This window comes from Brevibacillus sp. NPDC003359 (assembly GCF_042878995.1).
GTDB lineage: Bacteria > Bacillota > Bacilli > Brevibacillales > Brevibacillaceae > Brevibacillus.
In genome coordinates this window covers 1-22935 of record NZ_JBIAOR010000022.1, presented here as the reverse complement: position 1 = coordinate 22935, position 22935 = coordinate 1, and the positions used below count along the sequence as shown (strand labels likewise).

Below are 22935 nucleotides of genomic sequence, written 5' to 3'. Positions count from 1 at the left end.
TAACATGGGTATCAAAAAGTTTAAACCGACTTCTCCTGGTCGTCGCCAAATGACGGTTTCTACTTTCGAGGAGATCACCACGTCGACTCCCGAAAAATCCTTGTTGGCGCCTCTCAGCAAAAAAGCTGGTCGCAACAACCAAGGTAGAATTACCGTTCGTCATCAAGGTGGCGGTCACAAACGTAAGTACCGTATTATCGACTTCAAACGTAACAAAGATGGTATCATTGGTCGCGTAGCAACCATTGAATACGATCCAAACCGTTCCGCTAACATCGCGCTGATCAACTATGCAGACGGTGAAAAGCGTTACATTATCGCTCCACAAAACCTGAAAGTGGGCGACCAGATTGTATCCGGAGCAGATGCCGACATCAAAATCGGTAACGCACTGCCAATGGAGAAAATCCCGGTAGGTACTACCATCCACAACATCGAGCTGAAACCTGGTAAAGGTGGCCAATTGGTTCGCGCTGCTGGTACTTCTGCTCAATTGCTTGGTCGTGATGGTGAATTCGTAATCGTACGCCTGTCTTCCGGTGAAACACGCCGCATTCATAACGTATGTCGCGCTACCATCGGTCAAGTAGGTAACCAAGATCACGAATTGCTGAACATCGGTAAAGCAGGACGTTCCCGCTGGTTGGGTATTCGCCCGACAGTTCGCGGTAGCGTAATGAACCCTAACGATCACCCACACGGTGGTGGTGAAGGTCGCGCTCCAATCGGTCGTAAGTCTCCTGTTACTCCTTGGGGTAAACCAACCCTGGGTCTCAAGACTCGTAAGAAAAAGAACAAGTCCGACCAGTACATCATCCGCCGCCGTAAAAAGTAAGGTAGGCTGATACTATAACCGAACGCCTTTGGCGAAGGGAGGTTCACTAATGGGACGTAGCTTAAAAAAGGGTCCTTTCGTGGATGACCACTTGATGAAAAAAGTTGACGAGCAAAATGAAAAGAACGAGAAACGCGTGATCAAAACTTGGTCCCGTCGTTCCACCATTTTTCCTGATTTCGTAGGACATACGTTTGGAGTCTACGATGGCCGCAAACATGTACCAGTTTACGTATCAGAAGACATGGTTGGTCATAAATTGGGTGAATTCGCACCAACTCGTACCTTCAAGGGTCACGTCGACAACGACAAGAAGTCCAAGAAGCGCTAATTTTCTCTTGACAGAGAGGAGGTACAAAGATGGAAGCAAAAGCAGTTGCACGCAATATTCGCATCGCGTCTCGTAAAGTCCGCCTGGTGGTTGACTTGATCAGAGGCAAGCAAGTAGGTGAAGCTTTGGCGATCTTGAAACATACGCCTAAAGCAGCTTCTCCGGTTGTTGAAAAGCTCCTGAAATCGGCTATTGCAAACGCTGAGCACAACTATGAGCTGGATCCAAATGGCTTGGTAGTGGGCAAAATCTTCGTAGACCAAGGTCCTACGTTGAAGCGTTTCCGTCCGCGCGCTATGGGTCGCGCTAGCCGCATCCATAAACGCACGAGCCACATCACAGTGGTACTAAACGAGAAATAAGGAGGGATTACGTGTGGGTCAAAAGGTAAGCCCGGTAGGTCTTCGGATCGGTGTCATTCGTGACTGGGAGTCCAAATGGTACGCTGACAAGGACTTCGCAACTCTGTTGCACGAAGACTTGAAAATCCGTAAGTATGTAAAAGGGCGTCTGAAGGATGCTGCTGTATCCACGATCGAAATCGAACGCGCAGCTAATCGCGTGAACGTTACGATTCACACCGCTAAGCCTGGTATGGTAATTGGTAAAGGTGGTTCAGAGGTTGAAACTCTGCGCAAAACTTTGACCGAACTGACTGGCAAACGCGTTCATATCAACATCAACGAAGTAAAACGTCCGGATCTGGATGCTACTCTTGTAGCTGAAAATATTGCACGCCAATTAGAAAACCGCATTTCTTTCCGCCGTGCGCAAAAGCAATCGATCACTCGTTCGCTGCGCTCAGGTGCTAAAGGTATCAAAACCTTGGTAAGCGGTCGTCTTGGCGGCGCGGACATCGCACGTTCTGAAGGTTACAGCGAAGGTACTGTTCCGCTTCATACATTGCGCGCTGACATCGACTACGGTACTGCTGAAGCACATACCACTTATGGTCGCATCGGTGTTAAAGTGTGGATCTATCGTGGAGAAGTCCTTCCAGCGAGAAAGAACGTCGCTACTGAGGAAGGAGGCAAGTAATCATGTTGACGCCAAAACGCGTGAAACACCGTAAACAACACCGCGGGAAAATGGCAGGTAACGCAAAAGGCGGTACCACTGTTGCGTTCGGTGAATACGGATTGCAAGCAATGGAACCATCTTGGGTAACCAACCGTCAAATCGAGGCTGCCCGTATTGCAATGACCCGTTACATCAAACGTGGTGGTAAAGTCTGGATTAAAATTTTCCCTGACAAACCAGTTACACAAAAACCGCTCGAAGTACGGATGGGTTCCGGTAAAGGTTCTCCTGAGAAATGGGTAGCGGTAGTGAAGCCAGGCAAGATCATGTTTGAACTTGCTGGTGTTCCTGAAGAAGTCGCTCGCGAAGCTATGCGTCTGGCTATGCACAAACTGCCTATCAAGTGCAAGTTCGTGAAGCGTGAAGAAGTGGGTGGTGACGCACATGAAGGCTAATGAGTACCGTAATTTGACCACTGCCGAGCTCGAACAAAACGTTACTTCTTTGAAAGAAGAGTTGTTCAACCTTCGTTTCCAGTTGGCTACGGGTCAACTCGAAACCACATCTCGTATCAAACAAGTGCGTAAGGATATTGCTCGTGCGAAAACCGTCCTGCGCCAGAGAGAATTGGGAATCGGCTAATTATAGGAAGGAGGTTTGAACGATGACCGCAGATCGCAATATGCGTCGAACCGTTGTAGGTCGCGTCGTTTCCGACAAGATGGATAAAACCATTGTTGTTCTTGTTGAAACTTACAAGACACACCCATTGTACGGTAAACGCATGAAATTCTCCAAAAAGTTCAAGGCTCATGATGAGAACAACGCAGCAAAAGTTGGCGACATCGTAGAAATCATGGAAACTCGTCCATTGTCTAAAGACAAGCGTTTCCGTATGGTACGTATCGTTGAAGAGGCAGTAATCGTATAAGTCAGATTTTCGGATAGATAAATCCGAAAGGAGGAACAGTAAATGATCCAAACTCAAACGAGATTGGCTGTTGCTGACAACTCCGGTGCTAAGGAACTCATGTGCATCAAGGTTCTGGGTGGTTCCGGTCGCAAAACGGCGAACATCGGGGATGTTATCGTGTGCTCCGTAAAATCCGCTACACCCGGCGGCGTTGTCAAGAAAGGTCAAGTAGTTAAAGCGGTTGTAGTACGCACAGCAAGTGGCGTTCGTCGTAACGATGGTTCTTACATCCGTTTCGATGAGAATGCAGCTGTAGTTATCAAAGACGATCAATCCCCTCGTGGTACTCGTATCTTTGGACCTGTGGCTCGTGAGCTCCGCGATAAGGATTTCATGAAGATCATCTCTCTGGCTCCAGAGGTTATCTAATTGAACGGCAAAACTCAGGCAGTTTGTTCGATAGGAGGTGCACCAAGCGATGCACGTTAAAAAAGGCGACACTGTTATCGTAAATGCGGGCAAAGATAAAGGCAAAAAAGGTCGCGTTCTCGCTGCTTATCCGAAGAAAGAACGCGTTCTGGTTGAAGGTATCAACCTCGTGAAGAAACACAGCCGTCCGTCCCAAGCTAACCCGCAAGGTGGCATTGTGACTCAAGAAGCAGCTATTCACGTATCCAACGTATCTTTGATCGATCCGAAGTCCGGAAAAGCTACTCGCATCGGTTACAAAGTATTGGATAGCGGCAAGAAAGTTCGGTACGCGAAAAAGTCTGGCGAAGTACTCGACAAGTAGTCAGGTTGGAAAGGAGGATATCCTAAATGGCAACAAGATTGAAAGAAAAGTATACGAGCGAAATCGTGCCTGGTTTGATGAGCAAGTTCAACTACACTTCCATCATGCAAGTGCCGAAAGTAGAAAAGATCATCATCAATATGGGTGTTGGCGAAGCGGTAGCTAACGCTAAGTCCTTGGATACTGCAATCGAAGACCTGCAAATCATCGCTGGTCAAAAGCCTGTAGTAACAAAGGCTAAGAAATCCATCGCGGGTTTCAAATTGCGTGAAGGTATGCCGATCGGCGCAAAGATTACCCTGCGTGGCGAGCGTATGTACCACTTCCTCGACAAATTGATGAACGTATCTCTCCCGCGTGTTCGTGACTTCCGTGGAATTTCTTCCAAGGCTTTTGACGGTCGCGGTAACTACACACTTGGTCTGAAGGAACAATTGATCTTCCCTGAGATCGAGTACGATAAAATTGATAAAGTTCGCGGTATGGACATCGTTATTGTTACTTCCGCGAAAACGGATGAGGAAGCTCGTGAGTTGCTGACTCAAATGGGTATGCCATTCCGTAAATAAACCCACTCGTAAGGAGGGAAGAATGTGGCAAAGAAATCAATGATCATCAAGCAACAGCGGCAGCCGAAGTTTGCAGTACGCGCGTACACTCGTTGCGAGCGTTGCGGACGTCCTCACTCCGTATTGCGCAAATTCAAACTCTGCCGTATTTGCTTCCGTGAACTTGCTTATAAAGGTCAAATTCCAGGCGTGAAAAAAGCAAGCTGGTAATTTGAAACGGGAAGGAGGTTTTCTCTCATGGTTATGACTGATCCAATCGCAGATATGTTGACACGAATTCGTAACGCCAACATGGTTCGCCACGAGAAAGTGGAAATCCCGGCGTCCACCATCAAGAAGGAAATCGCGCGCATTCTGAAAGAAGAAGGCTTCATCCGCGATGCGGAGTTTGTTGAAGACAACAAACAAGGAATCATCCGCGTATTCCTGAAATATGGTGCGAGCAACGAGCGCGTCATCACAGGTCTGAAACGTATCTCCAAGCCAGGACTTCGTGTTTATGCAAAGAACAATGAAGTACCTAAGGTTTTGGGTGGTCTCGGTTGCGCGATCATCTCTACATCCACTGGTGTAATGACTGACAAGCAAGCTCGTCAAGCACACGTTGGTGGAGAGGTTCTCGCATACATTTGGTAATTAATAGATTGTAAATAGCACAGGAGGTGCACCACATGTCTCGTGTCGGTAGAAAACCGATCGTGGTACCTGCAGGCGTTACCCTCGCTCTGAACGGAACTGAGCTGACGGTAAAAGGCCCTAAGGGTCAACTCGTTCGTAGCTTCCATGAAGATATCAAAATCAACATCGCTGAAAACGAAGTAGTAGTAGAGCGTCCAAGCGATAACAAACTTCACCGTTCCCTGCATGGTACGACTCGTGCGCTGGTTGCCAACATGGTAAATGGCGTATCTGAAGGCTTCACTCGTACCCTGGAATTGGTCGGTGTAGGTTACCGTGCTGCCAAAACTGGCAACGGCGTTACTCTCTCTCTTGGTTTCTCCCACCCAGTGGAAGTTACTCCAGAAGAGGGTATCGAAATCGACGTACCTAACCAAACGACTCTGATTGTTAAAGGTATCAACAAAGAGCGTGTAGGCCAAGTTGCTGCTGAGATTCGTTCCCTGCGCAAACCTGAGCCATACAAAGGTAAAGGTATTCGTTACAACAACGAAGTGGTTCGTCGTAAAGAAGGTAAAAAAGGTAAATAAGCTTCTAGCTTCATGAGAAAGGAGGCCGCTTAATGTTTACGAAAGCTGATAAAAACAAAGCTCGGAAAAAACGTCATCTGCGAATCCGCAAACGCGTGATTGGTTCAACCATTCGCCCGCGTCTGAACGTATTCCGTTCTTCTAAGCACATCTACGCTCAATTGATCGACGATGCAACAGGTGCAACATTGGTATCTGCATCTTCTTTGGATAAAGAGCTGGGCCTGAATAATGGCGCTAACGTGGAAGCTGCTACAGCTGTTGGCACACTGATCGCTAAGCGTGCACAAGAAAAAGGTGCGACTGAAGTGATTTTTGACCGCGGTGGTTACATCTATCATGGACGTATTAAAGCACTGGCAGAAGCAGCTCGTGAAGCTGGTCTGCAATTCTAACAACAAGGAGGGTAAGGAATGCGTATCGACCCTAGCAAATTAGAGCTCGAAGAAAAAGTAGTCTCAGTTAACCGTGTAGCAAAAACGGTTAAAGGTGGACGTCGCATGAGCTTCAGCGCCTTGGTTGTTGTGGGAGACCGTAACGGCCACGTAGGTGCTGGTATGGGTAAAGCTCAAGAAGTTCCAGACGCTATTCGCAAAGCGATTGACGATGCTAAGAAAAAATTGATTCGTGTACCGATGAGAGGGACAACTGTCCCACACCAAGTACTGTGCCAATTTGGCGCAGGTAAAGTTCTCATCAAGCCTGCTGCCCCTGGTACAGGAGTTATCGCTGGTGGACCTGTTCGTGCCGTACTCGAACTGGCTGGTGTAGGCGATATTTTAAGTAAGTCTCTTGGTTCCAACAATCCTATCAACATGGTCAACGCTACGCTGGAAGGCCTCGGCCGTCTGAAAACAGCGGAAGATGTCGCGAAATTGCGCGGTAAGACTGTTGACGAGTTGTTGGGTTAATAAGGAGGGAATGAAAATGGCAAAATTGCAAATCACCCTCAAACGCAGTTTGATTGGTCGCACTGTTGACCAACAAGACACTGTAAAAGCTCTGGGTCTTCGCAAAATCAACTCCACTGTAGTGAAGGAAGATAACGCTGCAATCCGTGGAATGGTTTTCAAAGTGAAGCACTTGGTTGAAGTGAAAGAAGTAGAAGCTTAATTGATCATCTCAATTAGTTAGGAGGTGCAACGTATGAAATTGCATGAACTGCAACCTGCAGAAGGATCCCGTCACACTCGTAAGCGCATCGGTCGCGGTATTGGTAGCGGTACTGGCAAAACTGCCGGTAAAGGTCACAAAGGTCAAAACGCTCGTTCCGGTGGCGGTGTTCGCCCTGGTTTCGAGGGTGGTCAAAACCCATTGTACCGTCGTCTGCCTAAGCGTGGTTTCACTAACATCAGCCGCAAAGAATTTGCGATTGTTAGCTTGGACGCGCTGAACCGTTTCGAAGAGGGCACTGTAGTAACACCTGAACTGTTGAAAGAAACTGGTGTTATCAGTGCGCTGCGCGATGGTGTTAAGGTTCTTGCTAACGGTGAACTGACTGTGAAGCTGACTGTAAAAGCTCACAAGTTCTCCGGAGCTGCTGCTGAGAAGATCGCTCAAGTCGGTGGAACAACCGAGGTGATCTAATGTTAGCGTCCTTAACTAACATTTTTAAGATTAGCGACTTGCGTAGTAAGATCCTTTTTACGCTCATGATGCTGGTTGTTTTCCGGATCGGAAGCTTCGTGCCAGTTCCTAACGTAAACGTCGAGTTGTTTCAGGAGAACACAAACCAATTACTGGGCTTGTTGAACACCTTCTCGGGTGGAGCACTGCATAACTTCTCGATTTTTGCCATGGGTATCATGCCGTACATTACGGCATCGATTATCATGCAGCTGATGTCCATGGATGTTGTGCCTAAGCTTACGCAATGGGCTCGTGAAGGGGAAGTTGGCCGTCGCAAGATTGCCACCGTTACCCGTTACGCTACCATCATCCTTGGTTTGATTCAGTCTGTAGGGATGACGATTGGATTCAACAATATGGCGCCTGGATTGCTAAACGACACGTCGGTTAGTAGCTATGCACTCATTGCGTTGACTTTGACAGCTGGGACCGCATTCATGATGTGGATGGGGGAACAGATTACGGAGAAGGGTATCGGTAACGGGATTTCGATCCTGATCGTTGCCGGGATCGTTGCTGGATTGCCTAATGCAGCTGGGACGATTTACACCACGATGTTTGGTGATCCATCTGTAAACGTCTTTTTCAGCATCGTCAAAGTTCTGCTTATCCTATTGGTGGTCCTCGCCATTATTGTCGGGGTTATCTTCATGCAGCAAGGTATTCGTAAGATTCCAGTGCAATATGCGAAACGAGTGGTTGGACGCAAAATGTACGGTGGTCAATCTACCCACATTCCACTGAAAATCAACTCTGCTGGTGTTATTCCTGTTATCTTTGCGGTATCGCTGGTAATGTTCCCGTCAACAATTGCTCAGTTCTGGGTGGATGCATCTGGACAAGGATTTGCTAACTGGATTTATCAGAACTTCCAAGTCAATAAACCATTAGGAATGACGCTCTACGCTATCTTGATTCTCGGATTCACCTACTTCTACACATTCGTACAGATCAACCCTGTACAAATGGCAGAAAACATGAGAAAAAATGGCGGTTACATTCCTGGTATCCGACCTGGTAAAAACACTGAGGTATTCATTACTCGTACATTAAACCGGTTAACATTGGCGGGCGCTTTGTTCCTCATGACAATTGCCATTTTGCCATTCTTCTTCGGTAGTATTGCAAACTTGCCGCAATCCATTTTCATCGGCGGTACATCGCTCTTGATCGTGGTCGGGGTATGCTTGGATACAATGAAGCAGATTGAAAGTCAGATGATCAAACGCCACTACCAAGGGTTTATCAAGTAATGACTTAGATGTTTACAGAAAAGCTTCTGTAGCTTTTTGATGGGACGGAGGGAATGGACTTGAATATAATTCTGATGGGACTGCCTGGAGCCGGTAAAGGGACACAGGCAGAACGTATCGTAAAAGAGTTTGACATCCCGCACATTTCGACTGGCGACATGTTCCGAGCTGCGGTCAAAAACGAAACGCCGCTCGGACTAGAGGCTAAATCCTACATGGATAAAGGTCATCTCGTCCCAGACGAGGTCGTCATTGGTATTGTGCGGGAGCGCCTTTCGATGGAAGACTGCGCAAAGGGATTCCTCCTAGATGGTTTTCCGCGCACAGTTCCTCAGGCGGAAGCGTTGACAGCTACAGTAAAAGAGCTGGGACGCGAAATTGACCATGTAATTAACATCAACGTTCAACGCGAGCAATTGATTGAACGTCTGACCGGTCGCTGGATTTGCCCTGTTTGTGGTGCTAGCTATCACACGATGTTCAATCCTCCAAAAGAGGCTGGCGTATGTGATAAAGATGGTGGTAAGCTGTATCAGCGCGAAGATGACAAGATCGAAGTGGTAACACAACGTCTTGACGTGAATATCGAGCAAACACAGCCACTTATCGACTACTACTCCGCACAGGAACTTCTGCGAGATATCGATGGAGAACAAGATATCCAGGTAGTGTTTGCGGAAATTAAGTCTTTGTTGCGAGGGTAATTGCGAATGATTATCCTAAAGTCGAAAGCAGAACTTGAGGTTATGCGCGAAGCTGGTCGTATCGTCGCACTCACCCATCAAGAACTGGCCAAGGCGATCAAGCCTGGTGTCACGACGAAGCAACTAGACGAAATTGCCGAGACCTTTATTCGAAGCATGGGAGCAATTCCATCGTTTAAAGGCTATGGTGGCTTTTCAGGAAGTATCTGTGCTTCAGTCAATGAAGAACTCGTACACGGGATCCCAGGTAAACGGGCGTTGCAAGAAGGAGACATTATCAGTATCGACATTGGTGCCCAGTTTCAGGGTTACCATGGCGACTCCGCTTGGACGTATCCGGTCGGTAAGATTTCAACAGAAAACCAGAAGCTGCTCAGAGTAACGGAAGAGTCGTTGTACAAGGGGCTTGAAAAAGCTGTTCCGGGTGGACGCTTATCCGATATCTCTCATGCGATTCAGGTTCATGCAGAAGCTGCCGGCTTCACACTCGTTCGCGAGTATGTGGGGCATGGGATCGGGCAAAACTTGCACGAAGATCCACAGGTTCCTAATTACGGCCCTCCTGATCGAGGACCGCGGTTAAAACCAGGCATGGTGTTGGCAATTGAGCCAATGGTAAATGCCGGCGAACGTTATGTCCGCACATTGGAGGACAATTGGACGGTAGTAACAGTGGATCGGAAAACTTGTGCTCATTTTGAACACACCATCGCGATTACGGAAGATGGCTATGAGATTTTTACACGGACATAAAAACGGTAGTTCCGAATGCTTCGGGATTGTCGTTCAACGTGTCGACGATAAGTTCGTTGTGTGATCATTTCGCAAAACTCATGGTCCGACTGAAGAGCAGAAGAAAGGAGAGTTTACCATGGCAAAAGATGATGTAATTGAGGTGGAAGGTACGGTAATCGAACCTTTGCCAAATGCTATGTTTCGAGTAGAATTAGAGAATGGACATAAAGTCCTCGCTCACGTCTCTGGAAAAATCCGCATGCACTTTATCCGTATCCTGCCGGGGGATAAAGTAACTGTTGAACTGTCGCCGTACGACTTAACCCGCGGACGTATTACGTACCGCTATAAATAGTAAGCAAAACCCCTAGAAAAGGGAGGCAAGAACCATGAAAGTGAGACCTTCGGTTAAACCGATCTGCGAGAAATGCAAGGTTATCCGTCGCAAAGGTAACGTAATGGTTATTTGTGAAAATCCGAAGCATAAGCAAAAACAAGGGTAAACAAGGAGGTGCTTTAGACACATGGCACGTATTGCAGGCGTAGACTTGCCGCGCGAAAAACGCGTTGAAGTTGCTCTTACCTACATTTTTGGTATTGGCCGCCCCACGTCTCAAAAAATTCTGTCCGCCACTGGCGTAGATATGAACACTCGTGTTCGCGATCTGACAGAAGATGAAGTGAACAAACTTCGTGAGTACATCGATAAAACTGTGAAGGTGGAAGGTGACCTCCGTCGTGAGATCTCCCTCAACATCAAGCGTCTGATGGAAATCGGTTGCTTCCGTGGCATCCGTCATCGTCGTGGACTTCCAGTTCGCGGTCAACGTTCTAAAACAAATGCTCGTACGCGTAAAGGTCCACGCCGTACAGTAGCAAACAAGAAGAAGTAAAGGAGGGTAATCTGACATGGCGAAAAGAAAACAAGCTACAGCAACTCGTACCCGTCGTCGTGACCGTAAGAATGTTGAAGTCGGCGTAGCACACATCCGTTCTACTTTCAACAATACGATCATCACTATCACGGATCCACACGGTAACGCGATCTCTTGGTCCAGTGCTGGTTCCCTCGGCTTCAAAGGCTCCCGTAAAAGCACGCCATTTGCTGCGCAAATGGCTGCTGAATCGGCTGCACGCGTTGCTATGGAACACGGTATGCGTTCCCTTGAAGTATCAGTAAAAGGCCCAGGTGCTGGTCGTGAAGCTGCGATTCGTTCCCTGCAAGCTACTGGTCTTGAAGTGAACATGATTAAAGACGTGACGCCAATTCCGCATAACGGTTGCCGTCCACCAAAACGTCGCCGCGTGTAACTGGTTTATATCGTTCAGAACATGTCCATACTAGAATGGTAAATTCTGATTTATAGCTTGTCATGCACGCAAACGGTAAACCGCCGGGGAAATTCCTGAGTGGGCACGTATGCGGCCCACCCCAGGATTTCGACGTTTTGAAGGAGGGTTTGTTTAATGATAGAAATAGAAAAACCAAAAATCGAGGTTGTGGAAGTTAGCGACGACAACTCGTATGGAAAGTTTGTTGTAGAACCTCTAGAGCGCGGATACGGAACTACCCTTGGCAACTCGCTGAGACGAATTCTTCTTTCGTCCTTGCCAGGCGCGGCAGTTCGTACTGTTCAAATCGATGGGGTTCTTCACGAATTCTCCACAATTGAAGGCGTCGTTGAAGATGTAACCGAGATCATCCTGAACATCAAAGGCTTGGCGCTGAAGATCCATTCCGATGAAGAAAAAGTAATCGAGATCGATGCAGAAGGCGAAGGCGTTGTCAAAGCGGGAGATATCCGTGCTGACAGTGATGTGGAGGTCTTAAACCCTGATCTTCATATTGCAACGTTGGCCAATGGCGGTCGTCTGCATATCCGCATGACAGCTGGACGTGGTCGTGGTTATGTTCAATCTGACGGAAACAAATCTGAGGATCTGCCTATTGGTGTGATTCCGATTGATTCCATCTACACGCCGATCAAGCGCGTTAACTATCAAGTGGAAAATACCCGTGTAGGGCAAATGACCAACTATGACAAGTTAACACTTGAGGTTTGGACTAACGGTAGTATCAGTCCGGAAGAAGCCGTGAGTCTCGGCGCAAAAATCATGACGGAGCACCTGAACCTATTTGTCGGTCTGACTGACGAGGCGAAGGATGCAGAAATCATGGTAGAAAAGGAAGAGGACAAGAAAGAGAAAGTTTTGGAGATGACTATCGAAGAGCTGGATCTTTCTGTTCGTTCCTACAACTGCTTGAAGCGTGCCGGTATTAATACCGTGCAAGAGCTGACGCAGAAGACCGAAGAGGACATGATGAAAGTACGCAATCTGGGGCGCAAATCTCTTGAAGAAGTTCAAGAAAAGTTAGCTGAACTGGGCCTGTCCCTGCGTAGCGACGACTAGAGTAGCAAACCAAGAAGCAAGCTTTTGTTCTCTCGAGTAAGAGGGAGGTAAACCACATGGCACAACGTAAATTGGGTCGTCGTAGCTCAGCTCGTAAAGCGCTGTTCCGCGACTTGGTAACAGACCTGATCATCAACGAGCGTATCGAAACTACAGAGATGAAGGCGAAAGAATTGCGCCCAATCGCTGAAAAAATGATCACGCTCGCGAAACGTGGCGATCTGCATGCTCGCCGTCAAGTTGCTGCTTTTGTTCGCAAAGAAGTTGCGAATGCAGAAGGCCGCGATGCAGTTCAAAAACTGTTCGATGAAATCGCTCCTCGCTTCAAAGAGCGCAACGGTGGATACACACGTATCCTGAAAACCGGCCCTCGCCGTGGCGACGCTGCTCCAATGGCGTACATCGAATTCGTTTAATACATGTAAACAGGTCGTTTACTTAGACTTTGGTCTGGTAAATTACCGCGAAAAGGGTGGGGGCAGATCTGGTCATAGGCTGGACTCTGATTCAACCCTTTTTTCCTTTCTCATAGGAATCCTGCTAGTCAGTTCCCTGTGAAGGCTGGGGAGGTTGTGAGTGCCTCATGAACGAAGAAAACCTGCTGGCATTGCGAGATGTTTCTTATACCTACGATGGTGAGGATGGCCAACGGGTTCCGGTACTACAAGGTGTTGACCTTACCATTCAAAAAGGTTCCTTTGTATCCGTACTGGGTCACAACGGTTCCGGCAAGTCAACGATGGCGAAGCTGATGAATGCTCTGTTGCTTCCAGAAGGCGGCACGGTACTGATCAGTGGAATGGATACGAAAAATGGGGAGCTTCTTTGGGAAATTCGACGACATGTTGGCATGGTCTTTCAGAACCCGGACAATCAGATTGTTGGGGCTACAGTGGAAGATGATGTCGCCTTTGGCCTAGAAAACATGGGTGTGGACCCCAAAGAGATGCGTGATCGTATTGATGGGGCGCTCGTTTCTGTAGGGATGGAGTCTTATTTACAGGCACAACCACATCGTTTGTCTGGTGGACAAAAGCAGCGAGTGGCGATCGCAGGGATTATGGCGATGCGTCCTTCTGTCATCATCTTGGATGAAGCGACAGCGATGCTTGATCCACAAGGAAGAATGGAAGTGCTGAATCTGGCTCGTCAACTGAACCGTGACGAGGGACTCACGATCATTAACATTACCCATTTTCCGGAAGAAGCCATCTATTCAGATAAGGTCATCGTCATGAATGCGGGTGAAGTCCTGATGGAAGGTCAGCCGGATGAAGTGTTTAATGAGGTAGATCGATTGAAACAGGTGGGATTGGATGTACCATTTGCCGTTCGACTGCGACATGCACTTCATTCCAAAGGGATTGATTTACCGTTTGTCCTGCATCAAGAGGAGCTGGTGGAGCACGTATGCAAATTACTTTTGACCAAGTAAGCCATATCTACTCAAAGGGAACACCGTTCGAACGAGTTGCCTTACACAATATTTCGCTGACGATTCCATCCGGTTCGTTTGTCGGAATAATTGGCCACACGGGCTCGGGTAAGTCAACGCTTATCCAGCACTTGAACGGGTTGCTGATGCCTAGTACAGGGCAGATTACCCTGGGTGATGCGGTCATTACTCCAAAGCGGCGATTACCCCATGCTCGAAGGCGCGATATTGGGCTCGTCTTTCAATATCCTGAACATCAGTTGTTTGAAGAAACGGTTGCCAAGGATGTTGCATTTGGACCGCTCAACTTTGACTTGCCAACGGAAATGGTGGAAGCACGCGTAAGGGAGTCCCTTGAAATTGTCGGCCTGGATTATGCCACGATCAAGGATCGCTCGCCGTTTCATTTGAGTGGTGGGCAAATGCGACGTGTTGCTTTGGCTGGTGTTCTTGCCATGCAGCCGAAGGTTCTGGTATTGGATGAACCAACTGCGGGTCTTGATCCAGCAGGACGAGTAACGATTCTGGAAGGGATCTACCGGATTCATCGGGAACAAAACCTCACGACACTATTGGTAACGCACAGCATGGAAGAGGCAGCCCGCTATGCAGACTATTTGCTTGTGATGGCGCAAGGTCAAGTAGCTTTGCAGGGGAAGCCGGAGGAAGTATTCATGCAAGTGGATCGTCTCCGAGAGCTGTCTTTGGATGTACCGGAAACGGTGGCTCTCGTATCGCAAATGAATCAAATGCTGCCGGACAAGGCTAGTCTGCCGAGCTCCCTTTATCGGGAGGAAGAGCTGATTGCCCATCTGCTGGAACGACTGTCCGTACCAAAGGAGGGCTAGGCATGCTGCAGAATATCGCAATTGGTCAATACGTACCAGGGCAATCTTTTTTACATCGTGCAGATCCACGAAGCAAGCTTCTCTTCATCATTCTTTTTGCTACCCTGATTTTTCTGGCTAACAATACGGTTACCTACGCCATACTCATTGGTTTTACCTTGTATGCTGCACTTCTTTCTAGGCTTTCATTGTCCTATATATTAAACAGCTTAAAGCCAGTCTGGATCCTGATTTTATTTACCGTCGTCTTGCATGTTTTCATCACGAAAGGCGGAACGGTCTACTTTCAGTGGGGATGGTTTACAGTAGAAGAAGAGGGAGTTCGCCAGGCGATCTTCATATCTTTGCGCTTGGGTCTTTTGATTCTCATTAGTTCCTTGCTAACACTGACAACCTCTCCAATCGATTTGACGGAAGGTTTGGAGCGTTTACTAGGACCACTAGGGAAGATTGGCATACCGGTTCATGATATTGCCCTGATGATGTCAATTGCACTCCGGTTCATTCCGACCCTGATGGAAGAAACGGATAAAATCATCAAGGCTCAGACCGCAAGAGGAGCCAATTTCACCAGTGGAAGTCTCGTGCGCAGAGCCAAGAATCTGATTCCGATTGCTATCCCATTGTTCGTCAGTGCGTTTCGGCGTGCAGAAGAGCTGGCTTTGGCAATGGAAGCACGTGGCTATCGTGGAGGAGTAGGAAGAACGCGGCTGAATAAGCTGACGTTTACCTGGCGTGATGTAATTGTAGCTGTTGTGAGTGTGATCTTGGTAATCGTGATTGGATGGTGGCGTACATGAAGCGACTGCGATGTGTTTTGGCATATGACGGGACTGACTTCAGCGGTTTTCAGGTACAGCCAGATCAAATAACGGTCCAGGGTGAAATTGAGGCTGCATTGAAGAGGGTTACCGGAGAGGATATCCAAGTCTTCGGTTCAGGCCGGACAGATGCGGGTGTTCATGCACGGGGTCAAGTGATTCATTTTGACACGTCGAGCAACATTCCGATGGATAAATGGCGGTTTGTGTTGAACAATCAGTTGCCGAATTCTATTGTCATTCGGACAGTCGAAGAAGTCGATGCCTCTTTTCATGCGCGTTTTGACGTGCAAGTAAAAGAATATCGATATTGCATCGACAACAATCCGGTGGCAGATGTATTTCGACATCGTTACGCCGATCATGTCCGGTTTCCGTTAGATGTGGACGCGATGCAGCAGGCTGCTCATTATTTGGTGGGTGAACATGATTTTACTTCCTTTTGCTCGGCAAAGACATTCGTGGAGGACAAGGTTCGGACCGTGTACGGGCTCATCGTGGAAAAAAGCGGAGACGAGGTATGGGTGACATGCCGAGGCAACGGTTTTTTGTACAACATGGTTCGAATTATTGTGGGGACTTTGGTTGAAGTAGGGCAAGGAAAAAGAAACCCTGCTGAACTGAGGGAAATCCTCGCCGCATGTGATCGGGAAAAGGCAGGTAAGACAGCACCAGCCAAGGGTCTGACCATGTGGGAAGTTGTCTACTAGTTCTCTGATTTCCAACTATTAGACGTACGAGCAGCACTTGACTATGTGACGTCTATGTAGTACGATATTCCTTGGTATTTTAACCCCGCCTAGCCCCACTCTAGCCCCGGGATTGAATGACAAGATCGTGATTACATGGAACACCTGGAAGAGTTGCTCACCCGTAACAGCAATTATCTTCCATTGCAAGTTTCGGTTGTTTTGGTTATAAGTAGATGGATATGTGTTAGGTAAGATATTTAGGAGGGACAAAAATGCGTACCACATATATGGCGAAACCGCTCGAAGTTGAGCGCAAATGGTACATCGTTGACGCTGAAGGCCAAACGCTTGGTCGTCTGGCGAGCGAAGTAGCTTCTATCCTGCGCGGAAAATTGAAACCAGAATTCACTCCTCACGTTGACGCTGGCGATTTCGTAATCGTAATCAACGCTGACAAAGTGAAATTGACTGGTAACAAACTGAATGACAAAATTTACTACACTCACTCCCTGTATCCAGGTGGTTTGAAAAAAACCACTGCTGGCGCAATGCTGAACAAGAGACCAGATCGTATGTTCGAACTGGCGGTAAAAGGCATGCTGCCTAAAAACAGCCTGGGACGTCAAATGTTCACCAAGCTGAAAGTATACGCTGGAACTGAGCATCCTCACGCAGCACAAAAACCAGATGTTTGGCAAATTCGCGGTTAAGGTAAAGGGAGGAAATATACGTGGCACAAGTACAATACTACGGTACAGGTCGTCGTAAGCACTCCGTAGCACGCGTTCGCCTGGTTCCAGGTGAAGGTCGCATCGTGATCAACAAGCGTGAAATGGACACTTACTTTGGTTTGGAAACACTGAAATTGATCGTAAAACAACCACTCGTTTTGACTGAAACTCTTGGTCGTTACGATGTATTGGTTAACGTAAACGGCGGCGGAACCACTGGCCAAGCTGGTGCAATCCGTCACGGCGTTGCTCGCGCTCTGCTGAAAGCAGATCCGGAACTGCGCGGCGCTCTGAAACGCGCTGGCTTCCTGACTCGCGATCCTCGTATGAAAGAGCGTAAGAAATACGGCTTGAAAGCAGCTCGTCGCGCACCTCAATTCTCCAAGCGCTAATTGCTGTTCGATACAAACCCCTTGTCTGTTCGCAGGCAGGGGGTTTTTCCTTTTCACAAACGGGTATATTTGTCCATGTTTGTCCATATGATGGAACGAGAATGGGACAAAGGGGACGATACACTGTGACACGAAAAGGAGTAGGCTGGATATTGGCTTTCGCGGTGCTTATGCTGTTGTTCACCTACGAAGCGCCTGATCGCTCTTCCTGGCAGGCATGGTCGTTACCATTGACGGGAACGGTCATGGCCATTGACCCTGGGCATGGGGGAATAGACGGCGGTGCCGTTTCCAAAGCCGGGGATGTGGTTGAGAAAGAAGTGACTTTGGCTATTAGCATGTACTTGCGGGATTTCCTTCAGCAGTCAGGAGCGTTTGTAGTTATGACGAGGGAGGAAGACAAGGATTTGGCGAGTCCAGATGCGGCGCAGGCACGCAAACGAAAATCTGAGGATATTCGAAACCGAGTAAGGCTGGTCAATGATAGTACACCGGATTTTTTGGTCAGCATACACGTCAATTCCATCCCTTCTCCGAAATGGTCGGGAGCACAGACTTTTTATTCCCCTGCGTTCAAAAAGAGCGCAGAAGTTTCTTACTTGATACAAGATGAGATCAAACGGGTGATAGGCCATACGGATCGGGTTCCGAGTAAGACGAATAATGTGTTCTTGATTCGAGAAGTCAACTGCCCGTCCGTTTTGGTTGAAGTAGGCTTTGTCAGCAATACGGAGGAGGCAAAGCGTCTCCAGAGCGTCGAATACCAAAAGGCAATGGCGAATGCCATTTATCAGGGGATCTTGCGTCAGTACTCGGGAGAAAAAGCGCCAATTACACCTTAAGAGGGCGGTGGTCGTGTCCCGACCGCCCGAATATGCTATAATGAACGCGCATACGCTGTCGTTATACCAGCATGAAAATGTTTGAAAAGATCATAGATGAGGTGAACCAGAATGTTGACCAGAGAACAGGTTCTCGAAGCACTACGCGATGTAAAAGACCCTGAAATTAATCGTAGCTTGGTCGAGCTCAACATGATTCGGGATATCCATATTGAAGACAAGACAGTTAGTCTCACGGTCGTTCTGACGATTTCAGGCTGTCCGCTCAAAGCCAAGATCGAGGACGATGTCATCTCAGCTGTGAAAAAGCTGGGAGCCGAAGAGGTACGCCTGCAATTCGGTTCGATGACAGATGAGGAACGCGCGGCTCTGTCTGCCCAGCTTCGCAAGAATCAAGGTGGGCAAACACATAACATGACACCGGGACAAGCTCCCCTCTTGAACCCGATCTTGGCGAAGGATTCTAATACGACCTTTATCGCGGTCACTTCTGGAAAAGGTGGCGTCGGAAAATCGACGGTAACAGTGAACCTGGCTGTTGCACTCGCGCGTTTAGGAAAAAAAGTGGGCATTATCGACGCGGACATCTACGGCTTTAGTGTGCCCGATATGATGAATATTGAACAACGTCCAACCGTGATTGGTGAAACCATTCTGCCAGTTGAAAAGCAAAACGTAAAGGTTATGTCCATGGGCTTTTTTGTGGAGGATAATTCTCCGATCATTTGGCGTGGCCCTATGTTGGGTAAAATGCTGCGTAACTTTTTCACTGAAGTGCACTGGGGCGATGAATTGGATTATCTCTTGTTGGACTTGCCTCCAGGAACGGGAGATATGGCCCTCGACGTGCACACCATGATCCCGCAAAGCATGGAGATTGTGGTAACGACTCCTCATGCTACTGCAGCGTTTGTAGCAGCCCGTGCAGGCGCTATGGCAAAGCGGACCGGTCATGAAATCCTCGGTATTGTGGAAAACATGGCATGGTACGAAGCAAAGGATGGCTCGAAAGAGTACGTGTTCGGGCGCGGTGGAGGAGCTAAGCTTGCTGAGACATTGACATGTGAGCTGCTCGCTCAAATTCCGCTGGGCCAACCAGAAAATCATCCATCTGAACCTGATTATTCCCCATCCATCTATGGAGAAAAGACGGAAATTGGTCAGCTGTACATCGATATGGCCAAACGTGTCATAGAAAAATGCGGGGAAGCTGTCAAACAATAATATCTGAGAAGTTGAAAAAGGTGGGCTCTGCAATAGAGCTCACCTTTTTGTTTTAGGAAGAAGGGTTGCCACCGCCGGCGGAACGTCCACCGCCGGAACCTCCTCCGTCACCTTCTTTTCCCTTTCCTTTTTTCTTCGGCTTCAGTTCCTTTGGTTTTGTCAAGTCCTCGGATACTTTGGTCATGATCTTCATGAGTTCAGCCTGGAACAAAGGACTTTGCAAGGACTCCTTCATCACTTGCATGGTTTGTTGTCGATAAGCAGAGCTTTTCATCAGGTCCATCAAATTTTTCTCAAACTCAGGGTCTTTCATTACGCTTATGAGCTCTTTTTGGTATTCAGGGTCCTTCATCAGGTCCTTCATTAGTGTTTTTTGCTCGTTTTTCATGGATTTCGCCATGGCGCTTGCAAACTTAGGGTCTTTAAACGCTTCTTTAATGTGCGTGCTATTGGGATTCGTCATGCTTTGAATCAAAGTTGTCCGTACTGTCGACTCGTCCAACATCAGGCTTTGTTTGAACTTGTCATCCTTCATCATTTTACCTACAGATTGCTTCGCTTCGTCCGTCTGCAATATGTCCAGCACCATGTCTTTGACGCTTTTATAATCAGGCTGAGACGAACTTTGCGCTTGTCCGCCACCCCCGCAACTGGTGAGCACCAGACAGACAAGAGCGGTTAACCAAAAAGACATTGTCTTCTTTCTCACGGGGTGGACACCTCCTTCTTTACTCTGCCTACAAGTAACGTGTGCATTTTGTTTTGTTCTTACGCTAGTATTTTCTTGTATCCATTGGTACAATCATATTCGATGTGGATGGGAGGGAATATTTGGTGAGTTTGCGTAAGTATGGCTGGCTTTTTATTACCACGCTCTTGCTTGGGGGATTAGGCGGAATCCTGGTTGCCCTTGTTTTTGATTTGGACAAGCTGTTAGAAGGCAGTACAGGTAATTTATTTGTAGGCTTATTCATGTATTTATTGTACGGAATGACCATTAGTATTGTGGCGCAGATGGGCTTTTTTGCGTATATGACGATTAATTATTTCGCCAAAACGATATTTAAAACGGCTTCCTTGTGGAAAAGCGTTCAAGTATTTCTTATTTTGTTTGTCTTTTTCGATATGATTTATCTTCGCTATACATCCTTGGGTGAAGGAAATGGATTTGGCCCGTACTTTATTGAGCCAACGCTATTATTGATTGTTGCCATTGTTACCGCATATGGAAAAGTGAGTCTGACCAATAAATCTGCATGGATACCGACGACGTTCTTTATGTTTGTTGTCACGGCACTGGAATGGATTCCAGCTTTGAAGGAAGATAATGTGCGTGCAACGCTGTCCATGCTCGTTCCACTATTGTTTTGTAACGTCTGGCAAGTCATGCAATTGCACCGTCTGGTAAAAAGAGAAAGCTGACCCAATGAAGGTCAGCTTTTTTTGTTTTAGTGAATTTCTTTGCTGTCTACACTTGTACCTGAAATGAGTTCAGATACCGTAACGAATTCATATCCATCCTTGCGAAGCTGGTCAATGATCACAGGAAGGGCAAGATGTGTATCTTTTGCAGAATCGCTCGCATGCATCAGGATGATGTCTCCTGGATGAGCTTTCGACAATACATTATTGATGATCACATCTGTTCCCGGATTGGTCCAATCTTTTGAGTCCGTATCCCATTGGATGACTGTATAACCCATGCGATTCGCGATTTCCAGCACTCTTTTGTCAAAATCACCATTTGGCATCCGAATGAGCGTTGGTTTTTTTCCAGTCATTTCGGTAAGAATGGAGTCGGCTTTGCCCATTTGGGAGCGAATCTCTTCATCGGAGTATTTGGTGTAGTTATCGTGCTTGTGACCGTGCGAACCAATTTCTAAGCCATCTTCTTTGATTCGTTTCAAGACGTCCGGATGTCGTTGGCTCCAAGGGGAGGAGAGGAAAAAGGTAGCTTTGTTAATCTTTTTTTCTTTCAACACATCCAATATGGGTAATGCTCGTGTTTCACCCCAGCTAATATCAAAGGTCAGGGCGATTTTCTTTTCTTTGGTGTCGACCTTATAAATGGCTTGGGGGGCTTGGGCGCTGGCACCTTCAGCAAAGGCAGCAATTGAATCTCGTTCCGCATAACCAATTCCAGCTGTGAGTACAATGGCTGCGACGATAATTAAGATTTGCTTTAATCGTTTCGCGCTGATCACGTAAATGAATTTCATGGATAAGCACCTCCTTTGTCCGATAACAGTTTATGCAGGGAAGACAAGGATATTCTTTGGCCTGTTGGCTATTGTTGAGGTACAATGCATATAGTGAAATAAGAGGCAGTAAAGGGGTGTGGTGCATGGGCAACCGATTGCAGCATTTATGGCTTGATAACCGAAAATTTTTCTTCGCCGCATGCTTATTATTTTTGGGTGGCGCCTTGATTGGGTATTTTCAAGCACCGCTTGTCGAAGATATGGTCGATAAAATGATGGGCCAATTAAAGGAGATTGCTGAACGGATAAAAGATAACGGCGGTGGACCTTTAGCGGTATTCTGGATGATTTTTTCCAATAATGTTTTCAGTGCATTGATGATGATGGCGCTGGGAATATTGTTTGCATTCTTTCCTATAATTGGATTGCTCGCAAATGGAGTGCTGCTTGGATTTATCCTTTTCAAGTACAGTGCGGCGGGAGTAAGTCCATGGCTTATTTTTAGTGCAGGTATTTTGCCACATGGAATTTTTGAGCTTCCAGCTATCCTGTTTGCAGCGGGAGTCGGTATTCGTTTAGGAGTACTGAGTTTACGATCTGTGGGAGTTCTGATCCAACCGCACAAGCTGGAACGATTGAAAAATGACTGGTACGATACACTCAAGCAATTTCCAATAGCGGTTCTTACTGTGGTCGTATTGTTATTCGTCGCTGCCATTGTGGAGAGCGCGATTACTCCAACCATTCTCAAGGAAGCAGTGGGCCAACAACTGCAGCAATTGAACTTACTGAAATAATTCAGATTTGCGAACAAATTGAAGCCTTCCTAAACGGGGGGCTTTTTATTTTGAATAGGGCTGAATTTTGATGGAAAGGATAGAGGAGAGACTCGTAAGGCGGAGGGCGATATCGTTGCTAGGGTTTTTATTCAATACGAAAGAAGTACAGGAACTAGAATACTTGTTAAAACGCGAGCTGGAAGAGATGCTCCTTGATTTTAGTGATAAACGAATTGATCATCTAGTGAAGCGGGCCATGGAGGAGAGATACTCCATCATGTTTCGTATGTATGCAAGAATCGCCTCTCCCAATGAGTTATCCAAGTATGTCAGACGCAGAAAACTCGGAGAGGAACACTATACTTAAAAACTTTTTTTAAAAACCTATTGACTCAAATATAGGTAACGTGATAGATTAATTCTTGTCCTTAAGACGCCATCACAAAAAACGATGAACATTGAGGACAGGAAATTGCTCTTTGAAAACTGAACAGCGAAAGCGTTAATGAGTCTATCATTAAATGATTTGCCAGCTTTGAACCAGTAACAAACTTTATTGGAGAGTTTG

39 protein-coding genes are annotated in these 22935 nt (G+C 47.2%); 37 read left to right on the top strand and 2 right to left on the bottom strand.

Annotated elements, in window-relative coordinates; genetic code table 11:
* The first annotated feature begins 4 nt into the window (after positions 1-4).
* The 34 genes from rplB (at position 5) to ACFYU8_RS28740 (ending at position 19387) form a co-directional block, all read left to right on the top strand.
* Positions 5-835 carry a 50S ribosomal protein L2 gene (rplB, locus tag ACFYU8_RS28905; RefSeq protein ID WP_390306315.1) on the top strand — a complete coding sequence of 277 codons (831 nt, stop codon included), beginning with the start codon at positions 5-7 and terminating at the stop codon, positions 833-835.
* Between the two features lie 49 nt (positions 836-884).
* Complete coding sequence (gene rpsS, locus ACFYU8_RS28900; RefSeq protein WP_064202925.1) at positions 885-1166, top strand: 30S ribosomal protein S19; 282 nt, start codon at positions 885-887, stop codon at positions 1164-1166.
* 29 nt (positions 1167-1195) lie between these two features.
* Entirely contained in the window at positions 1196-1528 is a 333-nt protein-coding gene (rplV, locus tag ACFYU8_RS28895) for a 50S ribosomal protein L22 (protein WP_144618199.1), read from the top strand.
* A gap of 13 nt (positions 1529-1541) precedes the next feature.
* Positions 1542-2204 (top strand): 30S ribosomal protein S3, encoded by a 663-nt coding sequence (gene rpsC / locus ACFYU8_RS28890; protein ID WP_007716248.1) that lies wholly within the window; start codon positions 1542-1544, stop codon positions 2202-2204.
* 2 nt (positions 2205-2206) lie between these two features.
* Positions 2207-2641 (top strand): 50S ribosomal protein L16, encoded by a 435-nt coding sequence (gene rplP, locus ACFYU8_RS28885; protein WP_007716249.1) that lies wholly within the window; start codon positions 2207-2209, stop codon positions 2639-2641.
* Entirely contained in the window at positions 2631-2828 is a 198-nt protein-coding gene (gene rpmC, locus ACFYU8_RS28880) for a 50S ribosomal protein L29 (RefSeq protein WP_007716250.1), read from the top strand. Before rplP ends, rpmC begins: the two co-directional genes overlap by 11 nt.
* Positions 2829-2850: 22 nt before the next feature.
* On the top strand, positions 2851-3117 hold the full coding sequence (gene rpsQ / locus ACFYU8_RS28875; protein WP_007716251.1) for a 30S ribosomal protein S17: 267 nt from the start codon (positions 2851-2853) through the stop codon (positions 3115-3117).
* Positions 3118-3159: 42 nt separating this feature from the next.
* A complete protein-coding gene (rplN, locus tag ACFYU8_RS28870; protein ID WP_087341509.1) occupies positions 3160-3528 on the top strand; it encodes a 50S ribosomal protein L14 in 369 nt (122 codons plus the stop codon).
* 49 nt (positions 3529-3577) lie between these two features.
* Positions 3578-3892 carry a 50S ribosomal protein L24 gene (gene rplX / locus ACFYU8_RS28865; protein WP_017247051.1) on the top strand — a complete coding sequence of 105 codons (315 nt, stop codon included), beginning with the start codon at positions 3578-3580 and terminating at the stop codon, positions 3890-3892.
* Between the two features lie 26 nt (positions 3893-3918).
* A complete protein-coding gene (rplE, locus tag ACFYU8_RS28860; protein ID WP_390306316.1) occupies positions 3919-4461 on the top strand; it encodes a 50S ribosomal protein L5 in 543 nt (180 codons plus the stop codon).
* A gap of 24 nt (positions 4462-4485) precedes the next feature.
* Entirely contained in the window at positions 4486-4671 is a 186-nt protein-coding gene (locus ACFYU8_RS28855) for a type Z 30S ribosomal protein S14 (protein ID WP_005828830.1), read from the top strand.
* Positions 4672-4698: 27 nt separating this feature from the next.
* Positions 4699-5097, top strand: a complete 399-nt coding sequence (gene rpsH, locus ACFYU8_RS28850) for a 30S ribosomal protein S8 (protein WP_007716262.1) — start codon at positions 4699-4701, stop codon at positions 5095-5097.
* A 35-nt stretch (positions 5098-5132) separates the two neighbouring features.
* Entirely contained in the window at positions 5133-5669 is a 537-nt protein-coding gene (gene rplF, locus ACFYU8_RS28845) for a 50S ribosomal protein L6 (RefSeq protein ID WP_390306319.1), read from the top strand.
* Between the two features lie 32 nt (positions 5670-5701).
* Positions 5702-6064 (top strand): 50S ribosomal protein L18, encoded by a 363-nt coding sequence (rplR, locus tag ACFYU8_RS28840; protein WP_007716266.1) that lies wholly within the window; start codon positions 5702-5704, stop codon positions 6062-6064.
* A gap of 18 nt (positions 6065-6082) precedes the next feature.
* A complete protein-coding gene (gene rpsE, locus ACFYU8_RS28835; RefSeq protein ID WP_064202922.1) occupies positions 6083-6580 on the top strand; it encodes a 30S ribosomal protein S5 in 498 nt (165 codons plus the stop codon).
* A 16-nt stretch (positions 6581-6596) separates the two neighbouring features.
* A complete protein-coding gene (gene rpmD, locus ACFYU8_RS28830) occupies positions 6597-6782 on the top strand; it encodes a 50S ribosomal protein L30 (protein ID WP_007716270.1) in 186 nt (61 codons plus the stop codon).
* Between the two features lie 33 nt (positions 6783-6815).
* Positions 6816-7256 carry a 50S ribosomal protein L15 gene (gene rplO, locus ACFYU8_RS28825; protein WP_007716272.1) on the top strand — a complete coding sequence of 147 codons (441 nt, stop codon included), beginning with the start codon at positions 6816-6818 and terminating at the stop codon, positions 7254-7256.
* The gene (secY, locus tag ACFYU8_RS28820) at positions 7256-8551 is read left to right on the top strand and encodes a preprotein translocase subunit SecY (RefSeq protein ID WP_390306321.1); all 1296 of its coding nucleotides are present in this window, start codon (positions 7256-7258) and stop codon (positions 8549-8551) included. The genes rplO and secY overlap by 1 nt, the downstream gene beginning before the upstream one ends.
* Positions 8552-8610: 59 nt before the next feature.
* On the top strand, positions 8611-9255 hold the full coding sequence (locus tag ACFYU8_RS28815) for an adenylate kinase (protein WP_390306323.1): 645 nt from the start codon (positions 8611-8613) through the stop codon (positions 9253-9255).
* Positions 9256-9261: 6 nt separating this feature from the next.
* Complete coding sequence (gene map / locus ACFYU8_RS28810; protein WP_390306326.1) at positions 9262-10008, top strand: type I methionyl aminopeptidase; 747 nt, start codon at positions 9262-9264, stop codon at positions 10006-10008.
* A 118-nt stretch (positions 10009-10126) separates the two neighbouring features.
* Positions 10127-10345, top strand: coding sequence for a translation initiation factor IF-1 (gene infA / locus ACFYU8_RS28805; protein ID WP_003333772.1), 219 nt, complete (start codon positions 10127-10129; stop codon positions 10343-10345).
* Between the two features lie 34 nt (positions 10346-10379).
* Positions 10380-10493 (top strand): 50S ribosomal protein L36, encoded by a 114-nt coding sequence (gene rpmJ / locus ACFYU8_RS28800; protein ID WP_003333770.1) that lies wholly within the window; start codon positions 10380-10382, stop codon positions 10491-10493.
* A gap of 21 nt (positions 10494-10514) precedes the next feature.
* Positions 10515-10883, top strand: coding sequence for a 30S ribosomal protein S13 (gene rpsM, locus ACFYU8_RS28795; protein WP_012683999.1), 369 nt, complete (start codon positions 10515-10517; stop codon positions 10881-10883).
* Positions 10884-10899: 16 nt separating this feature from the next.
* Positions 10900-11301, top strand: coding sequence for a 30S ribosomal protein S11 (gene rpsK / locus ACFYU8_RS28790; protein WP_390306328.1), 402 nt, complete (start codon positions 10900-10902; stop codon positions 11299-11301).
* 156 nt (positions 11302-11457) lie between these two features.
* Positions 11458-12402: a DNA-directed RNA polymerase subunit alpha gene (locus ACFYU8_RS28785; RefSeq protein ID WP_017247057.1), complete on the top strand. Its 945-nt coding sequence runs from the start codon at positions 11458-11460 to the stop codon at positions 12400-12402.
* A gap of 56 nt (positions 12403-12458) precedes the next feature.
* A complete protein-coding gene (rplQ, locus tag ACFYU8_RS28780; RefSeq protein WP_017247058.1) occupies positions 12459-12818 on the top strand; it encodes a 50S ribosomal protein L17 in 360 nt (119 codons plus the stop codon).
* A 167-nt stretch (positions 12819-12985) separates the two neighbouring features.
* On the top strand, positions 12986-13837 hold the full coding sequence (locus ACFYU8_RS28775; protein ID WP_390306330.1) for an energy-coupling factor transporter ATPase: 852 nt from the start codon (positions 12986-12988) through the stop codon (positions 13835-13837).
* On the top strand, positions 13813-14685 hold the full coding sequence (locus ACFYU8_RS28770) for an energy-coupling factor transporter ATPase (protein WP_390306333.1): 873 nt from the start codon (positions 13813-13815) through the stop codon (positions 14683-14685). Before ACFYU8_RS28775 ends, ACFYU8_RS28770 begins: the two co-directional genes overlap by 25 nt.
* Before the next feature lie 2 nt (positions 14686-14687).
* The gene (locus ACFYU8_RS28765) at positions 14688-15485 is read left to right on the top strand and encodes an energy-coupling factor transporter transmembrane component T family protein (RefSeq protein ID WP_390306335.1); all 798 of its coding nucleotides are present in this window, start codon (positions 14688-14690) and stop codon (positions 15483-15485) included.
* Complete coding sequence (truA, locus tag ACFYU8_RS28760; protein ID WP_390306338.1) at positions 15482-16216, top strand: tRNA pseudouridine(38-40) synthase TruA; 735 nt, start codon at positions 15482-15484, stop codon at positions 16214-16216. Before ACFYU8_RS28765 ends, truA begins: the two co-directional genes overlap by 4 nt.
* Positions 16217-16470: 254 nt before the next feature.
* The gene (gene rplM, locus ACFYU8_RS28755) at positions 16471-16908 is read left to right on the top strand and encodes a 50S ribosomal protein L13 (protein WP_390306340.1); all 438 of its coding nucleotides are present in this window, start codon (positions 16471-16473) and stop codon (positions 16906-16908) included.
* 20 nt (positions 16909-16928) lie between these two features.
* Positions 16929-17321: a 30S ribosomal protein S9 gene (rpsI, locus tag ACFYU8_RS28750; protein ID WP_005828788.1), complete on the top strand. Its 393-nt coding sequence runs from the start codon at positions 16929-16931 to the stop codon at positions 17319-17321.
* A gap of 125 nt (positions 17322-17446) precedes the next feature.
* On the top strand, positions 17447-18163 hold the full coding sequence (cwlD, locus tag ACFYU8_RS28745; RefSeq protein WP_390306342.1) for an N-acetylmuramoyl-L-alanine amidase CwlD: 717 nt from the start codon (positions 17447-17449) through the stop codon (positions 18161-18163).
* A gap of 111 nt (positions 18164-18274) precedes the next feature.
* Positions 18275-19387: a P-loop NTPase gene (locus ACFYU8_RS28740; protein ID WP_390306345.1), complete on the top strand. Its 1113-nt coding sequence runs from the start codon at positions 18275-18277 to the stop codon at positions 19385-19387.
* A gap of 52 nt (positions 19388-19439) precedes the next feature.
* Here the strand turns inward: ACFYU8_RS28740 and gerD are convergent, their stop codons facing one another.
* A complete protein-coding gene (gerD, locus tag ACFYU8_RS28735; RefSeq protein WP_390306347.1) occupies positions 19440-20096 on the bottom strand; it encodes a spore germination lipoprotein GerD in 657 nt (218 codons plus the stop codon).
* Positions 20097-20221: 125 nt separating this feature from the next.
* Between gerD and ACFYU8_RS28730 the strand changes: the two genes are divergently transcribed.
* The gene (locus tag ACFYU8_RS28730) at positions 20222-20809 is read left to right on the top strand and encodes a KinB-signaling pathway activation protein (RefSeq protein ID WP_390306349.1); all 588 of its coding nucleotides are present in this window, start codon (positions 20222-20224) and stop codon (positions 20807-20809) included.
* 26 nt (positions 20810-20835) lie between these two features.
* Here the strand turns inward: ACFYU8_RS28730 and pdaB are convergent, their stop codons facing one another.
* Positions 20836-21606, bottom strand: coding sequence for a polysaccharide deacetylase family sporulation protein PdaB (gene pdaB / locus ACFYU8_RS28725; RefSeq protein ID WP_390306351.1), 771 nt, complete (start codon positions 21604-21606; stop codon positions 20836-20838).
* A gap of 125 nt (positions 21607-21731) precedes the next feature.
* Here pdaB and ACFYU8_RS28720 point away from each other — a divergent pair, with 125 nt between their 5' ends.
* On the top strand, positions 21732-22385 hold the full coding sequence (locus tag ACFYU8_RS28720) for a stage II sporulation protein M (protein WP_390306353.1): 654 nt from the start codon (positions 21732-21734) through the stop codon (positions 22383-22385).
* A gap of 115 nt (positions 22386-22500) precedes the next feature.
* The gene (locus ACFYU8_RS28715) at positions 22501-22734 is read left to right on the top strand and encodes a hypothetical protein (protein ID WP_012684012.1); all 234 of its coding nucleotides are present in this window, start codon (positions 22501-22503) and stop codon (positions 22732-22734) included.
* Positions 22735-22935: the final 201 nt, after the last annotated feature.